At 50.9% G+C, this 14,864-nt stretch carries 14 protein-coding genes; 12 read left to right on the top strand and 2 right to left on the bottom strand.

Features of this window, described 5'->3' with window-relative positions:
- The first annotated feature begins 89 nt into the window (after positions 1 to 89).
- Both IPG22_09560 and IPG22_09555 read left to right on the top strand, forming a co-directional pair.
- Complete coding sequence (locus IPG22_09560; protein MBK6588530.1) at positions 90 to 1,106, top strand: hypothetical protein; 1,017 nt, start codon at positions 90 to 92, stop codon at positions 1,104 to 1,106.
- Positions 1,024 to 3,057 carry a PAS domain S-box protein gene (locus tag IPG22_09555; GenBank protein ID MBK6588529.1) on the top strand — a complete coding sequence of 678 codons (2,034 nt, stop codon included), beginning with the start codon at positions 1,024 to 1,026 and terminating at the stop codon, positions 3,055 to 3,057. The genes IPG22_09560 and IPG22_09555 overlap by 83 nt, the downstream gene beginning before the upstream one ends.
- Here IPG22_09555 and IPG22_09550 read toward each other — a convergent pair.
- Entirely contained in the window at positions 3,054 to 4,307 is a 1,254-nt protein-coding gene (locus IPG22_09550; protein ID MBK6588528.1) for an MFS transporter, read from the bottom strand. The two genes, IPG22_09555 and IPG22_09550, sit on opposite strands and share 4 nt — an antisense overlap.
- Positions 4,279 to 4,872 carry a Uma2 family endonuclease gene (locus IPG22_09545; GenBank protein MBK6588527.1) on the bottom strand — a complete coding sequence of 198 codons (594 nt, stop codon included), beginning with the start codon at positions 4,870 to 4,872 and terminating at the stop codon, positions 4,279 to 4,281. The genes IPG22_09550 and IPG22_09545 overlap by 29 nt, the downstream gene beginning before the upstream one ends.
- A 78-nt stretch (positions 4,873 to 4,950) precedes the next feature.
- Here IPG22_09545 and IPG22_09540 point away from each other — a divergent pair, with 78 nt between their 5' ends.
- The 10 genes from IPG22_09540 (at position 4,951) to IPG22_09495 (ending at position 14,854) form a co-directional block, all read left to right on the top strand.
- The gene (locus tag IPG22_09540; protein MBK6588526.1) at positions 4,951 to 6,801 is read left to right on the top strand and encodes a M61 family metallopeptidase; all 1,851 of its coding nucleotides are present in this window, start codon (positions 4,951 to 4,953) and stop codon (positions 6,799 to 6,801) included.
- Between the two features lie 572 nt (positions 6,802 to 7,373).
- Positions 7,374 to 7,730 (top strand): helix-turn-helix transcriptional regulator, encoded by a 357-nt coding sequence (locus IPG22_09535; GenBank protein MBK6588525.1) that lies wholly within the window; start codon positions 7,374 to 7,376, stop codon positions 7,728 to 7,730.
- Positions 7,731 to 7,975: 245 nt separating this feature from the next.
- On the top strand, positions 7,976 to 8,629 hold the full coding sequence (locus IPG22_09530; protein ID MBK6588524.1) for a carboxypeptidase regulatory-like domain-containing protein: 654 nt from the start codon (positions 7,976 to 7,978) through the stop codon (positions 8,627 to 8,629).
- 329 nt (positions 8,630 to 8,958) lie between these two features.
- Entirely contained in the window at positions 8,959 to 9,417 is a 459-nt protein-coding gene (locus IPG22_09525) for a S8 family serine peptidase (protein MBK6588523.1), read from the top strand.
- A gap of 21 nt (positions 9,418 to 9,438) precedes the next feature.
- Positions 9,439 to 9,816 carry a carboxypeptidase regulatory-like domain-containing protein gene (locus IPG22_09520; GenBank protein ID MBK6588522.1) on the top strand — a complete coding sequence of 126 codons (378 nt, stop codon included), beginning with the start codon at positions 9,439 to 9,441 and terminating at the stop codon, positions 9,814 to 9,816.
- A 238-nt stretch (positions 9,817 to 10,054) separates the two neighbouring features.
- Positions 10,055 to 11,287 (top strand): hypothetical protein, encoded by a 1,233-nt coding sequence (locus IPG22_09515; GenBank protein ID MBK6588521.1) that lies wholly within the window; start codon positions 10,055 to 10,057, stop codon positions 11,285 to 11,287.
- Positions 11,284 to 11,823, top strand: a complete 540-nt coding sequence (locus tag IPG22_09510; GenBank protein ID MBK6588520.1) for a DinB family protein — start codon at positions 11,284 to 11,286, stop codon at positions 11,821 to 11,823. The genes IPG22_09515 and IPG22_09510 overlap by 4 nt, the downstream gene beginning before the upstream one ends.
- Before the next feature lie 707 nt (positions 11,824 to 12,530).
- A complete protein-coding gene (murA, locus tag IPG22_09505) occupies positions 12,531 to 13,793 on the top strand; it encodes a UDP-N-acetylglucosamine 1-carboxyvinyltransferase (protein ID MBK6588519.1) in 1,263 nt (420 codons plus the stop codon).
- A 34-nt stretch (positions 13,794 to 13,827) separates the two neighbouring features.
- A complete protein-coding gene (locus tag IPG22_09500; protein MBK6588518.1) occupies positions 13,828 to 14,406 on the top strand; it encodes a hypothetical protein in 579 nt (192 codons plus the stop codon).
- Between the two features lie 97 nt (positions 14,407 to 14,503).
- Entirely contained in the window at positions 14,504 to 14,854 is a 351-nt protein-coding gene (locus tag IPG22_09495; GenBank protein MBK6588517.1) for a histidine triad nucleotide-binding protein, read from the top strand.
- Positions 14,855 to 14,864 lie beyond the last annotated feature (10 nt).

Genomic DNA, 14,864 nt, shown 5'->3' with positions numbered 1-14,864 from the left:
CAAACAAAGTTTGAACATTTTTGCATTTGGAACGCATTTTGCGTTGTAAATCCATTGGCGCAGTATGCCTTTTTAGGATGAAAGAAAAAATGCTGACAAGTTGGAGCCTTATATGGCTTCTAGCGTCCGTGCTGTTCGTTACAGCCGGGGCTTTGAGCTTGTCTCAGCGTGCATTTCAAAACCTCCCCCCCACGGATGGCGTGCTCTGGAGCCAACGTGCAGACGGGGTGTATGCCGAGAAAGTGACAACGGCTCTTGCCGGATCGCGAGCCGGTATCCCGGTTGGTGCAAAACTTACCGGCATCGGGCTGGATAGCGATAATCTGGAGGAGATCACCTCAGTCGCAGATGTCGCGATGTATCTCGACGCAGCCGGAGTTGGCGGCAGCCTCACGTACTCTTTTCAGAAGCCGTTTTACACCTCCGCGGACAATAATTACGTCGCCGATCTGCGAAATATTGACTCGGTCGAAAGGTGGACTCCGTCAATAATTTTCCTGACCATCGTTGGGTTCGTTTGGCTAGGAGTAGGAATATTTGTTCTTTTCAAACAGGGCAGCAGTTCCCCTTTTGTTCTCCATTTCGCGATGGTATGCCTCGCGGCATTCGTTTTTCACACATATCGTTCCATCGGCATCGGCCGCGATTTTGATCTCGCGATCGATCTGCTCGACAACATCGCATTAGCATTTTTCTCTCCGCTTTTTCTGCATTTTTGCATAAGGTATCCGGTCAGGAGCGATATTTTTTTCGGTCAGCGTTGGAAAACTTACGTTCTCTACGTTCCGGCCGCATTACTTTCTGTAACTCTCATTTTCTTGTCGCTCGTGCCTCAATTCTGGCCGGAATCGGGAACGACTGCTGCACTGGCCAAGGTATCGGACAGCCTAAATCTATTCGGCTTCCTGTATCGAACGAACTTTTTTCATTTCGTTGTCGGCGTTTCGGCGGGAGCGTCGCTGCTCGTATGGCGGTTCTTCAAGAACAGCCAACCGGTCGTTCGACAGCGTTTGGAAATGGGCGATGTGGGGAACGATCGCGGCCATATTTCCAGTCGTCGTAATGCAACTGATCACGCGGTTCGGGGTCCAAATACCGGAAGATAATTTCAGCGCAGCGATCACAACGCTGCCGCTCGCTCTGATACCGTTAAGTTTTGGCCATTCGGTCGTTCGCTATCGGCTGATGGATGTCGATGTCGTTGTTCGGCGGGCTCTCGTTTACGCGATGACAACGGTCGCAATCGCCATGATGATCGGAGCAGTTGCTCTCGGATTGGTTTTCCTTGCGGTCGGCAACAATCTCTCGCCTACCGAGATCACGCTTCGAGCCCTGATCGCGATCGTGGCAATGGGAGCGATCGTGCTGCTCAGCGAGCCGCTTAAGAAATTTCTGCAGGAACGTGCTGATCGCTTTTTCTACGGCGAGCGTTACGATCTGCGGCGCAGCCTTCTCGATTTTGGCAGAACGTTGTCAGCAACTACTGCTCTTGATCCTTTGCTCGACGGGCTCGCTCAGCGGCTGCGGCAGGTTCTGGATGTGCAAAAGGTCGCGATCTTTATCGAGGATGACCAGTCACCTGAAAATTATCGCCTGGCGAAATCGGTGGGCTTAAGTGAGGAATATAAGATCCCAAACGATTTTCGCACGATGATCCGCCAAAAATCGGCGGCCAAGGGTGTTGTTCGAGCAGACGAATTTGATGCACCAGAATTCGACATTACGCTGGCAGACGTAAATGGAAATGGCCACAGTAAAGCCGTTATTCGGCAGGAGCTTCATTACTTTGTCCCGTGCTTAGCGGGCGGACAAATGATAGCCGTTATCGGCCTGGGACGAGCGACGGACGGCTCGCTGCTTTCTTCAGAAGATCTCGATATCCTTAAAACCGTCTCAGGATACATCGCCGTTGCAATCGAAAACAGCCGTCTTTACGGCCAGCAAAAACAACATACTGAGGAACTCGCCCTTCTCAAGGAATTTAACGAGTCGATCGTAGAATCGGTCAACGTCGGCCTGCTTGCGGTTGACGAAGACGGCCGAATCATTCGATGCAACTCGCCATTCGAGCAGATGATGGGCCTCGATCGCGATCAGGTTGTGGGCCGCGTTGTTGAAGATATTTTTGACCAAAGTTTTGCTTTGAATCTCGAAAACATCCTCGGCAAATCTCGGTGGCACTTAACGGAGATCCGTAACGCTTACAAGCTGCATACCTACGACAAGGGCGGCAAATCGCTCATTCTAAACGTCGCCGTCGCTCCGCTCCGATCAGTTTCAAACCAACAAACTGGAGCCATCATCGTCCTGGAAAACGTCTCGTCACGTGTAAAGCTTGAAGAAACACTACAGCAGAGCGAAAAACTTTCAAGCATCGGCCTGCTCGCGGCTGGCGTCGCTCATGAAGTGAACACGCCGCTGACAGGCGTTTCCAGCTACACGCAAATGCTGCTCGGAATGATACCCGAGACCGATCCGAAGCACGCCCTCCTGCAGAAAATGCAGCGCCAGACGGACCGTGCCTCGAACATCGTGGGAAATCTACTTAATTTTTCCCGTACCGGCAATGCTGAGGAGTTTGGCGAGATCCAGATCAACAAGCTCTTGAATGATACGCTTCAGCTGCTCGAACCTCAGCTTCGCAAATCGAGTATCGAGATCGTTAAGGAATACTCAGAAGATCTGCCGATGATCTCAGGCAGCGGCGGTAAATTGCAGCAGGTGTTCACCAATCTTATTCTCAACGCTCGCGATGCGATGTTTGAGAACGGTACCATCAGGCTCCGCACTTTCGCCGGAAACGACTACGGCGTGGTTATCGAGGTGATCGACAACGGACAGGGAATCCCGACCGCGAATCTCAAAAAGGTCTTCGATCCGTTCTTCACCACCAAGGGCGTCGGAAACGGAACGGGCCTCGGACTTGCCGTGTCGTACGGCATCGTTCAGGAACACAATGGAGCGATCGAAGCTTTCAGTGCTGAGGGTGAAGGAACGACTTTTCGCCTTATCTTTCCGGCCGCAAAGGATGCTATCAAACAAAGAGCGGTAAGCTAAGCGATCATCTTTTCATTTGCGGTTCTCGCAAAATACAGAGCAACCAGAAAAGCCACGAACATGATCCCTGAAGCCGTCCAGAATGTGCGGTACAGCGTGGAATCATCAACCAGATTCAGCGAATTATTCAGAAGCAGGCCGCCGAGAACCGGCCCGATCACGCGGGCCAGAGATGCTCCGGACTGCATGATCCCGAGCGTTCGGCCTTGATCTTTTTCAGAAGCCGTTTTTGACGCAAGACTTGTCAGGCCCGGCGATGCCAGGGAATTTCCAAATGCGAGCAGCGCGGTTCCGAGCAAAAGAACTGTAACTCCTCCATATCCGGGCCCCACGATCGGAACCAAGAAAAGGCTCGCCACCATCATCAAACACCCCGCAACAACCAATGTAGACTCGCCGAATTTTTGTACCAGGCGATTGAATAGAACGCCCTGAGCAATAATTGCGATTATCCCGATAAAGGCGAATAAATAACCATTCTGCTCCGCCGTAAAGCCGAACCGAAATGCCGTGTAGAGTACAAAAGCATAGGTCATGATCGAGAACGCGGTGACAAGCAGGAAGTAGACGATATTGATCTCTCTAAACTCCTTGTGGGCAAACGATTCGAATATCTCCAGGAAGCGATTCTTCCGTTTTGGTGCCTCAGCCCGCTTTTCGGGGGTTAGCGATTCGGGAAGAATAAAATAGAGAACTATTGCGTTAACGAGCGACAGCGCGGCGGCGAAGAAAAATGGTACGTGGACGCCATATTTGCTGAGGATCCCCGCACCCGCAGGCCCGAAAACAAACCCTAGCCCAAATGCCGCACCGAAGAGCCCCATTCCTTTTGCCCGATTTTCCTTCGATGTAACGTCAGCGATGTAGGCCTGGGCGGTCGAGATATTCCCGCCTGTTATCCCGCCAATGATCCGGCCAACAAATACAAGGAGCAATGTGCCTGCAAAACCTATGACAAAATAACCGGCCGCCGAACCCAAAATGCTAATAAACAGCACGGGGCGCCGTCCGTACCGATCAGATAATCGGCCCAGGATCGGCGAAAAGAAAAACTGCATTAGTGAATAGGTCGCGACCAGAAACCCGATCTGTAAAGGTGTCGCATTGTACGGGTCGGTATTCGCGTAGTACGGCAGGATCGGGATCACCATTCCAAATCCGATCAGATCAACAAAGATCGTAACGAAAATGATTATAAGTGGGGCGGTGAAGAATTTTTCGTTAGTCGTCGTCTTCGTCTCGTCTTGCATTTTTATCAAACTGAACCCGGCGGTAAAGATCCGGAAGGGGAATGGTTAGATCGACTGAGGCTAGCTCGACAATATCGCTCTTTTCATTGAAATAATAAGTTATCCAACCGCCATTTGGCTGACGGCGATGGACCTCAACGTTCATCTTGTGCTGGTCGACAACCACATATTCCTGAACGCTCGGCATCTGCTGGTAGAAAAGAAGCTTTTCGCGGCGATCGATCTTTTTGGTCGAAGGCGAGGTTACCTCAATGATGAGTATTGGGTTGTTTCGAAAGTATGGATCGTCCGGGGTTTCCTCACAAGAAACCAATACATCAGGGTAATAGTAAACCTTGCTTGTAACTCTAACTTTGATATCGCCGAAAAAGGGCTCGCACTTTGACCCGCGAAGATGCATCGAAAGCGTTGTGACTATCTCACCTACTATTCGGTTATGATTGTCACTACCACCCGCCATCGCGTAGACTTCGCCATCAACAAACTCATGTCTTATCGGACTTACCTTCTCTCCTTCGAGATAGTCCTCAACGCTGAGCTTGGTCTTTAGTTTTGGCAAACCCATACTCAAATTTTAGCAAAGTTTTGATTCATAGTAGAATATTGTTTCAGTAAACCACAGCTTGCCGGAGATATATATCGAATGTTCAAATCCACGATTGTTCTTGTTCTGCTTGCCGCATTTTTATTTGCTATGAATCAGGAAACACCTGCTCAAAAAAAGCCGGCTCAAAAGCCGACGCCGGCGCCTGTTGTTAAGGCGGTTCCGCCTGAGATCAGCTATACGGTCTCGATGTCCAAGCCCTGGACCCATCTGCTCGAGGTTGAGATGAAGGTCAAATGGGCACAAATGCCTGAGAAAGCCGAGCTGAAAATGCCGGTCTGGACGCCGGGCAGCTACCTGATCCGGGAATATGCACGTCACGTGCAGAATTTCTCGGCCAAAGATGCCTCGGGCAACGAGCTCACGTGGGCAAAATCGAACAAAAATACCTGGGCTATCGATACCAAGGGCGCAAAGGAAATAGTTGCGAAGTACCTTGTTTATTCGAATGAATTGACCGTTCGAACCAACGAGGTGAATGATGAACACGCCTTTTGGAATAACTCAGCAGCATTGTTCTTTGTAAAAGATCATTTGGCTGCTCCATCGACGGTAAAGGTTAACCCGTACGGTAATTGGCGGGTCGCAACAGGCCTTCCGCCGGTCGAAGGCCAGGCAAATACGTTCAGGGCAGAAAACTACGATGTTCTTTATGATTCGCCATTTGAGGTTAGTGATTTCAAGGAATACAAGTTCGATGTTCAGGGAAAATCGCACCGGTTTGTCATCACCGGCGAGGGCAATTATGATCTGAAAAAGCTGGCTGTAGACACGGCCAAGATCGTTGAGGAGAGCTATAAGATATTTGGCGAGCTGGCTTATGACAATTATACGTTCATTGTAAATACACGCGGCGGTGGTGGTTTGGAGCATTTGAACTCAACTGCTCTTCAGACGAACCGATTCGGATTCAAGCCCGACGCCCGCTACAAGGGCTTTCTGGGCCTCGTTGCACATGAATATTTTCACAATTTCAACGTCAAGCGCATCCGCCCCGATGCTCTCGGGCCTTTCGATTACGAGAACGAGAACTACACCAAGCTTCTCTGGGTCGCCGAGGGTGGAACTGAGTACTATTCGAATCTGCTTCTCGTCCGTGCCGGGCTTATCTCAGATAAGGAGTTCCTACGTCAGCGAGCGGCTGGGATCCAGGCACTGCAGAATCGGCCGGGCCGGCTCGAGACCAGCGTGGAATCCGCAAGTTTCGATGCGTGGATCAAGTATTACCGGCCTGATGAGAACGCGGTCAACAACCAGATCTCTTACTACGACAAGGGCGAGATCGTAAATATGATGCTCGATATGGCGATCCGGGCCTCGTCGGGCGGTGCGAAATCGCTGGACGATGTGATGCGGCATCTCTATACGGAATTCTTCAAGAAAGGCAAGAACTATACGCCCGCCGATTATCAGAAGTCATGTGAAACGATGGCGGGAAAGAGTCTCGATGATTTCTTTGCGAAATACGTTCGCGGCGTTGCTGAGATCGATTACAACGCGTTCGCTAACCCATTCGGGCTCAATCTGAACATGAAGACGCCGAACGCTTCCAAGGCCTATATCGGTGCCGACACCGCCGAAGCCAACGGAGTTCTCAGCATCCGCTCGATCTCGGCCGGAACGCCGGCTTACGATCAGGGCCTCAACACCGGTGACCAGATCGTGGCGATCGACGGCTATCGGGCGAGTACTCAGTTCATGACAAGCTATCTGAATGAAAAGAAGCCGAACGACAAGGTCAAGCTCACGATCTTCCGGTTCGACAAGCTGCGCGATATCGATTTCAAATTGGGAAATGATAAGAGACAGGAATATGATTTCTCTGTCATTTCCGGCGCTACCGAAGAGCAGAAGAAACTCTACAAACAGTACCTGAACGGTGACCTCTAAACCGGTCGATATTTGTCAGAAAATAGAAGCCGCTGCGGATCTCAGGCAGCGGCTTTTTTGCTTCAGAATCGGAGCCCCGCGAGTGGAACTTCTGTGTAAGATCACTTTTCACCAAACTTTACCAAGAATTACCCAATAAAAACTGTGAATCGATTCACACTTTTACCGATACCAAGGCTGAGACCCTCATAAATACTGGCTTTTGCCCACTCTTCCGTCGCCGCCGGAGGCAAAAACAGCCGTGCGATTGGTAGAGGTGAATCACCCCATTTTTCACTGTTTCACGAAGTTTGGTAGAGGTATTTGGGAGATTGGTCGAAGGTCTTTGCTAGACGCGCGGATTATACTTTAGAGCGAAGCTGTTAAGGAAGAATTCCTTGCATTTCACATCTCAAGGGAATATTCTGATTTTTACTTTCAAAAAGCTTGAAAGCGACCTTTTCCACGGTTGTCTTGCCTCTCTGATCGTCTGCAACCTTTCTATCGCAAGACATTCCGGCTCTCCCGCGAGAGCATAGATTGTATATTTTTTTGCTGAACATTCTTCAATCCCTAACTGGAGGACTCTCACGGTGGAAGAACAAATTTTAGATTTTCAGGAACACTTGCTCGAACATTTGGATGAAGATTGGACGGTAGAGATGATGGCTAAAAAGACTGGTATCTCGCTGTCTCATTTCCCCGTAGCCTTCAAAAGGGTTCTCAAAAACTCGCCAGCGGCCTGGCTAAAAGAAAAGCGTCTGGAAAAAGCAATACATCTCATCGAAATAACGTACGACCACATCGACCAGATCGGCATCCACGTCGGGATACCTGACCCCAGTCATTTTGCCCGCGACTTCAAGAAGAAATTCCGCCTTACGCCGACTCAATACCGCAGCCTTTTCCATAAAAGACACCGCCACAAAAGCGAAAATGGACAGGAATGATGGTTTTGGCTCAGAATCCGTTGTTTTGGCTCAAGAATAGTTGTTGACCCACTTGATTTCCGCCTCATAATTAACATAACGGCACAATTTCTCAATAAGGGGCTAAAAAAATGAAAAAATCTACAGTAACGTCTTTTATATCTTGTCGTATTTTGGTGTTTGGGGTTGTTTTAGGTTTGGCCGCTTCGGGTTTTTTGACTGAGTCAATAAAAGCACAAGGTGAACGTGTAATTAGAGCGACAAATGTGTCAGTACCCGGTGGTTTCGCGACTCCAGTCACAATTAACTTTCAGCTCGTTGCTCAGGGTGACGAATCCTCGGTAGGTTTCAGCTTCTACTATCCGCAGACAGTGCTGAGCGACCCGGTCATTAGAATCGGCAGCGGGGTTCCTGCCGAATCTTCTATCGCGACAAACACTACTTTACCGGGTCAGATCGGCATTCGTATTGACTCGACGAACACCTACAGCACCGGTACAAGAAATATTGCTAGTGTCACTTTTACATTTCGGGGGAATGCCCCGGTCGGCGTCTATCAGATCGCGTTCGCTAGCGTTCCGATACCGCAAAGTGTTTCTAATGCAACGGGAGTCCTACTTCCAGCCACATACGAACCAGGGTATGTTGTAGTTGGTGCAGCCGCGGCCGGAGTCGAAGTCTCGGGGCGAGTTCTTACATCGGATGGCCGCGGGATCAGAAATGCTATCGTTGTGGTCACCGACGCAAATGGCATCAGTCGTATCACGACAACTAGCTCTTTTGGCCACTATCGATTTACCGATATCGAAGCAGGTCGCTCTTACACGATTGGGGTCAATTCGCGACGATATCGTTTTACGCCACGCATACTTCAATTCGTCGATACTTTGATTGATTTCGACTTTGTCGGTCAGCAGTAACTCATAACTTTTATTAAACAGAAATGTAATAACGGGAAGCCAGATCTAAGGCTTCCGAGGATACCACTACGAGAATATTGACTTTATTTTTGTCTTTTTTGTGTCTCTCGCTTTGCATCAAAGCCGTAGAGTATCCTATCGACCGACTCGACCAGCGTAGTTTACCGCTCGATAGTACCTATACTTATGATCGAACAGGAAGCGGCATCCACACTTACCTTGTCGATGACACATTGCGCTATACCCATCAAGAATTCGGCGGACGGGCCGATATCGTTTACGATCCATGCAATTTGAACCCTTCAAGTCCTGGGTTGAATCATGGAACAATGGTTGCGGGATTATTGGGCAGTTCTTCGTACGGTGCAGCCACGAGCAGTTATATTCATTTGGTCTCGAATTGCTCACCGCCGCCAAACTACCCAAATCCACTTATTGCTGCCGCCAACTGGATTACAACAAATAGGATTGATCCGGCTGTCGTCGTTATCTCTTACAATTCCAGGTTCTTCGGCGCGGCTGAGGTGACTGCGATTAATACATCTATCTCATCGGGGGTTACTTGGGTAGTCGCTGCGGGCAACGATTCAGCAGATGCGTGTCCGCAAACTCAACTCGACGCAATTGTTGTGGGTGCGTTATATATCAATAGTGCCGAATACTTAACCAGCTATTCGAACTATGGTAGCTGCGTAACCCTGTTTGCGTCGGGCGGCGGAACCAGCACGACCAATACGAGCGACACCGCGACCACCTCTTTTTATGGAACGTCAGCCTCAACTCCGTGAGTTGGAGGGGTTGTGGCATTGATGCGTGAGGCCGACCCTAACGCTAGCCCCACAACAATAAAACAGCGGCTGATCGATTGGTCAACGAAGGGCGAAATATCCGGAAATCTAAACGGATCGCCTAACCGCATCGCCTATTCGCTTGAGACAACTATTTCGGGCAAAGTAACAAATGCGTTCGGCATAGCTCTATCTAATATAGCGGTTAAACTGACCGACTCAAATGGTGGGTACAGACTTGCAACGACTAGTTCATTTGGACTGTACAGATTCGAGAACGTTATACCCTACGACGACTATACGGTGACAGCTTCCAGCAAACGATATAGATTTGCTCCACAAGTTTTGAATGATGTAACCGTAAGTTTGACGGATGTGGATCTAATAGGACTCGAGTAACGCTGGATGATCCTAAATCGTTTGGGCATGATAAGTCTTTGAATTACCTTTCGTCACATCGAGAAAATGGGGTCAGTTAATTTCGCATTTCCTTTTCTTGTCCACTGTTCATTGTTTGGCCGCTACTGACACGCGATTGCCGACTTGGTATTATTCATTGATGCGTTTGGGTCGTTTACCATATCGGGTTTTGGTATTGCTGTGTTTTGTCGCGGTGTTGGCGGGTTGTGAGAGCAGTATGTTCAAGCAGCAGAATGTCGCGCCGCCGACGGTTGGCAGTGTGCCGGCGGTTCGGTTGAATTTCCGGTATGAGGCTGATGTTCCGGCTCCGGCGGCTGATGCCGGCAAGCCTGCGGCGGAGACGCGGAGCGAGGCGATCCAGGCTGATTTTGATAATGCTCGGCCGCAGGAAATACTCGACAAAACGATCGCGTCGCCTGACAAAAAGCGGATCGTAGCCGTTTATCATAAGGTCACGGACTACAGCTCGGAGTATCGGCTCGATATGTACTCGGCGGACGGCAAGCTGTTGAAGAAGCTGACGTCGGACACGATGGCAGTGCATTTTCCGGATACGATCGTCTGGTCGCCTGATTCTTCGTCGCTCGCATTTGTTGCAATGATACGGGTTGTTGCTCCGGATCTGGGGTTGACAACATTGCCGACGCCTGCACCTGTTGTTCCGCCAATTGATAACGCGAACACTGCCCCTGACGGCAACACCGCCGACGTGACGGCACCAGCCGCACCGACACCGGCCGCACCGACTGGAATTCTCACGTTTCGTACCGAGCAGATCTACACGTGCACGGCGGACGGAACGGGCGTAAAAGCGATCACGGAGAACGAAGGAATTATCTACTTTTACTACGCCTGGTCGCCCGACAGCACGATGCTCGTGGCTCTGGCTGCGACAGCTCGCGAATGGAAATATCTCGAGGTCATGGCCGCCAGCAAGGGCGAGGCACTCGTTCCGCAGGGACGTCCGCGGATAATCGAAAAGAACGGGCGCGAACGCCGTCTCGATGACAATTTAACGTCAGTCAGGCCGGTCTGGTCTTCGGATTCGACGAAGGTCGCGGCGGCTTTTGATACGCAGGTGCGAATTTACGATGCGGCCGGTGTTAACCCCACACAGGCGGCGATACCGCTTCGCAATCAGCTCTTGATCTCGTCGCAGGCGTACGACCGCAATCAGCAGCGGATCTCACAGGGCGGCGATGCCAATGTTGACGCAAACACACAGGCACAAGCGACGCCGGATCAGCCGCTTTCGACGCTGCCCGATGAGAAACTGCTCGTTTCCTACAACCCGATCGTCGAGATCGCCTGGACGGCCGAAGACACGCTTTATCTGCAGACCGCGTATCTAAAACGCATGAAGAACGAGGCCGACAGCGTACGCAGCTTTGCCCGCTGGCACCGGCTGATATTTACAGCTCAACCGACAATTACATCAAATAGACCATGAGATACGAATCGATCGCCGATATCTATTCGGCAAACCAGAAGTTTCGGGATGAATTTGCCGCAACCGTAAGCGGTATTTCGCCCGACGAAGCGACCGCTTTGCCCGAGGGCGAGAAATGGAACATCCAGCAGATCGTTGAGCACGTTTCGATCGTCGGATCGGGGATATCGCAGATATGCGCCAAACTGCTTGCCGGTGCAAGGGAAGGCAACATCCCATCTGACGGCAGCTTTAAATTGTCCGCGAATTTTGGCGAACGGGCGGCAGCCATCGCCGACACAAAGGTCGAGGCCCCCGAACGCGTTCACCCGACCGGCGAGGTCAGCATCGGCCAGGCTCTCGCCACGCTCGCGGCGGCAACCGAGGCTTTTGCCTTGCTCCGGCCAGACCTTGAGAGCTACGACCTCTCGGCCCATACCTTTCCACACCCATTCTTCGGCCCGCTAAACGCCGGCGAATGGCTCGTCATGGCCGGCCTCCACGAACATCGGCACGCAGCCCAGATCGAACGTTTGTTGGCGAAGGTCAGGGGATAGATCTTTGATTTTAGATCTTTGATCTTTGGTTCCTGGCTGTTTTCCCGCAAAGTCGCAAAGGGGGCAAAGTCCGCAAAGTTAAGATGTCGCTAAAGGATGGTCGATTGTGGTCATGTGCCAAAAAACATCCATATTCCCAAGCCTGTGAAGCAGCCGACATAATAAAAGCTACGCGTGGAGCCTTTGGCGGAACATGTAGATCGTGTCGTTTAGGTTAGGGCTTGTAAAACGGGCGTAACGGCGACCCGACCAACTTCTATCGCCTGTTACACAGGCTTGATAAACCATAAATGCGACAACCCCAGGTTCCGCTCTGCTTTACCTGGGGCTAACATTATTACGCTGCTTCGCAGCTAAAGGAATCCCTGGCTAATAGTAGCCTTGCCGTCGACCCGAAAAAATTTTTGCGATCACCGCAGTATTAGAAACGACATCGTCCCAGCAATAAAAAACCCGGCTGAATGGAGGGTGTATCCAGCCGGGGAACGACTTCAAACAATATTTCATCATAGCGAACTATCGGCACGTCTGAAGTCATTAGTGTGATGTAGCTCGCTTTACAAATCGTTGCTATAAATCGATGTTAATGCCATTTTTATGGCGGTGGCGACTTTTACTCAATAAGTTTTTCTTGTACTATCTATCAGCAATACTGAATACAGTGATTTTTTTATGGACAAGTTTAAGATACGCGGCGGCAAGCCGCGCTGAGAGGAAAGATCGAGATCGGCGGAGCGAAAAATTCAGCCCTGCCATGCCTCGCGGCGACGCTGCTGACGGCGGAAACGGTGACGCTGCATAACGTGCCTTATGTTAAGGACCTGATCACGCAGCGTCGTTTGCTTGAGGATCTGGGCGCTACCGTTCTAACACCGGAACTGCGTACGCACAAGGTTACAGCGGGAAAGATCGAGACATTTGAAGCTCCGTATGAGCTGGTCAAAACAATGCGCGCGAGCGTCTTGGCTCTCGGGCCGCTGCTTGGTCGGTTCGGGCAGGCAAAGGTGAGTTTGCCCGGCGGTTGTGCGATCGGAACGCGTCCGATCGACCTGCATCTGAAGGCTTTTGAGCAATTGGGAGCGACGGTTTCGCTGGAATCGGGCGATGTTGTCGCTCGCGCTCCACAAGGTCGATTGATCGGCGCGATCATCGATTTTGAAAAGGTCACCGTCACCGGAACCGAGAACGTGATGATGGCCGCCTCGCTCGCCAGAGGCAAAACCATCATCAAAAACGCCGCCAAGGAACCCGAGATCGAGGACCTCGCCGACCTGCTTAATAAGATGGGAGCCCGCATCAAGGGTGCCGGAACCGCAGTGATCGAGATCGAGGGTGTCGAAGCTCTCGGTGGAGCCGAGCACACGATCATTCCCGACCGTATCGAGACCGGAACATTCATGGTCGCGGCCGCGATCACCGGCGGCGAGATCGAGATCAAAAGCTGCCGTCCCGAACATCTGACCGCCGTCATCGAAAAACTTCGCGAAGCCGGAGTCGATATCGAAGAACTTAATTCCAGCACGCTGCTCGTAAAGGTCGGCAGCGGCGGCTTGAAGGCTATCGATATCACCACAAAAGAGCATCCGGGTTTCCCGACCGACATGCAGGCGCAGTACATGGCGCTGATGACGCAGGCCGAGGGCGAATCGAAGGTGGTCGAGACCATATTCGAAAACCGCTTTATGCACGCCTCGGAGCTTATCAGAATGGGCGCCGACATCACTATCCACGGCAATACGGCGGTCGTTCACGGCAAAACAAAGCTTATGGGCGCCCGCATTATCGCTTCTGATCTTCGAGCATCGGCTTCGCTCGTTCTGGCAGCACTGTGTGCCGAAGGCGAGACGACGATCGACCGCGTTTACCACATCGACCGCGGCTATGAAACGATCGTCCGCAAGCTGCGATCGCTCGGTGCCGATATCGAACGCGTCAAGGAAGGCATCCCCGCGACCGAGGCGGCAGGCTAACATCGGACGCTGACTCATTCATTTATATTGCGTTATGGATAAAATCACGATAGGCATTATGCTCACCATCTTGGTCTTTGCTGGATGTGATTCGAAAACTTCCACCCAGAGAGACTCAGGAGATTTGTCGTCGATCTATCCTTCGAATGTAACCAAAGTTGAAAACGCCTTACCACGCCAAATATTGCTGTTAATCGGAAGGGGCGGTTGTTGCAACGGACATATAATTTACATTGGACTAGACGGAACACTTGACTATTCTGTTGGTGTATATCACATGGCAAATCCAAATTTGGCGAGTGCCAGAGTTCCTGAAATAGCCGTGTTCGATACTAGTCAAATTACCCGCAACGAGCATTATGCACCGAAGAAGGTCAAGCTTTCTGATAGTGCCCTTAGAAGGCTCTCCGAGACAATCAGAAAAACTGAAACGATCTCATTTATGGATAGTAGAGTCGTTAAAGATGCCTACCAATTCAATTTATACATAGATGAACGTCTAGTTGCATCTGGTTATAGATCAATCGATCAAGCTCCGCCTGAAAAACTTCAGGAACTTCTAACACTTATTATTGATCAGGTGGGACTTTACGATCTCCCGGGCATGGCATAGTGAGAATCTGAGATGTGAAGCTCCAGGTCGCAACGCTGTCAGACGCGTCCATAATTTACGATTCCAACCGTCTGTGGTTTAATAGCGTCATAGAAATATGAGCGCTGAAGACTGCATTTTTTGTAAGATCGCCGATGGCCGCATACCGTCCACGCTTGTCCACGAGGACGACGTGTGCGTGGCGTTCAACGATCTAAGTCCGCAGGCTCCAACGCATATTCTGGTCATTCCGCGTGAACACATTGATTCGCTCGACAAAGCCGGTGCGGAACACTCGGCCGCTCTCGGACATTTGCTGACGACCTCTGCGGAGATCGCGCGGAAACAGGGCTTTGCCGAGGATGGCTACCGCGTCGTGATCAATACTAATTCAGACGGCGGACAGACCGTTTTTCACCTTCACGTACACCTGCTTGCAGGCCGACAGTTCATCTTCCCTCCGGGCTAAGGCGGCATTT

This window comes from Acidobacteriota bacterium, from assembly GCA_016703965.1.
Lineage (GTDB): Bacteria > Acidobacteriota > Blastocatellia > Pyrinomonadales > Pyrinomonadaceae > OLB17.
The sequence above is the reverse complement of the archived record's forward strand: the minus strand, read 5'-3'. Positions and strand labels throughout refer to the sequence as shown.